The sequence below is a fragment of the Collinsella aerofaciens genome (assembly GCF_039758965.1).
GTDB classification, from domain to species: domain Bacteria; phylum Actinomycetota; class Coriobacteriia; order Coriobacteriales; family Coriobacteriaceae; genus Collinsella; species Collinsella aerofaciens_BR.
In genome coordinates this window covers 1-1,212 of record NZ_JBDMSL010000060.1, presented here as the reverse complement: position 1 = coordinate 1,212, position 1,212 = coordinate 1, and the positions used below count along the sequence as shown (strand labels likewise).

Sequence of the window (1,212 nt, the reverse complement as noted above, 5' to 3'; positions counted from 1 at the left end):
GCGTGTTGGCTAAAATGGGTCGGCCGGGATTGGTCAATCTCGGCCGACTATATTTGGCTAAAATAATCCGACGCTAAAAAAACTTCCTGCATGCTTTGAGGATTCTTTTCGATCCCAGCCTCTCCGCTAGGGATTTCGAGCTTACTACGTCCGATTTCAACTGTAGAACCAATCCTGATCGAGTGGAGATAACTGCGACGTTATGCGACGTCCGTGAGGATTGCCTGATCAGCACATTCGGCGGCAATTTGGCCGAAGGCAGAACTGTTATTGGTTATTCCTGCAACCGAGAAGGTGACTACAAGTTTCTGGTCGGAAATGAAAAACTCGGCATCGAGCCCGTGCAGTCACGCTTCTATATCAAGCATCTGGTGCTCGAGTATGTTAACAGCACCCGCGACGCCGCCCGCTTCCTAAAGCGCAGCCAGACTGCCCTGCTCGAGGCCGCACGCAATTCGCGAAACGACGACGATGCTCATGACGACGACGTTTCGATCAAAGAGATTCAAAGCAGCCTCGAATCGCTGAACGACGGAATTAGCGGGCTCCATTACATAACCAATGCTCTTAAAACTGTGAACGATGAGATGGCCAGTATGTCAGCCTTGAACGAGGGACGCGAGGCCCGTCTTGTGGCTGGAAACACGGACGCGGGCAAGCTTCTTGACAACCTTCAACTCGCCTATCTGTCCGATGATGTTCCCTTGACTTTTGGCGGTGAAGGCCGGAACAACCAGCTGTTCTTCTCTACTTGGCTCTCTCAGAGGAACATTAAGAAGCCTGTTGAAAAGGTGAGCATCGTCGCCATAGAGGAGCCTGAGGCGCACCTTCATCCGCAGCAGCAGCGGGCATTGGCTAAGTATCTTTCTGGCTGTATTGACGGGCAGGTTCTTCTAACGACTCATTCGCCTCAAATAGTCGAGCGGTTTGTTTCCGATGCGCTCGTAAAGATGGGCAGCGAGGGCAAACCTACGTGCTCCGGCATCAAGCTCAGAAAGGAAGTCGATGACTTGGGCTATCGTCTTAACCCTATCGTTGCGGAGGTGTTCTTCAGCCGCGGAGTGTTCTTGGTGGAGGGTCCTTCGGAAATCATCTTCTTCCGTGCTCTTGCAGCAGCTGTCGGCATAGACCTTGACAGACACTATGACCCAATCCGAGGGCACTAAAAAGATAGGAGCCCCCGCTCGTGACCGCGGGTCGGGGCTGCGACAA

General features: G+C 52.8%; 1 protein-coding gene. It reads left to right on the top strand.

The annotated features are described in order from the left end of the window. The first annotated feature begins 182 nt into the window (after positions 1-182). Positions 183-1,166 carry an ATP-dependent nuclease gene (locus ABHU32_RS10030; protein WP_346979820.1) on the top strand — a complete coding sequence of 328 codons (984 nt, stop codon included), beginning with the start codon at positions 183-185 and terminating at the stop codon, positions 1,164-1,166. The last annotated feature ends 46 nt before the right edge of the window (positions 1,167-1,212 follow it).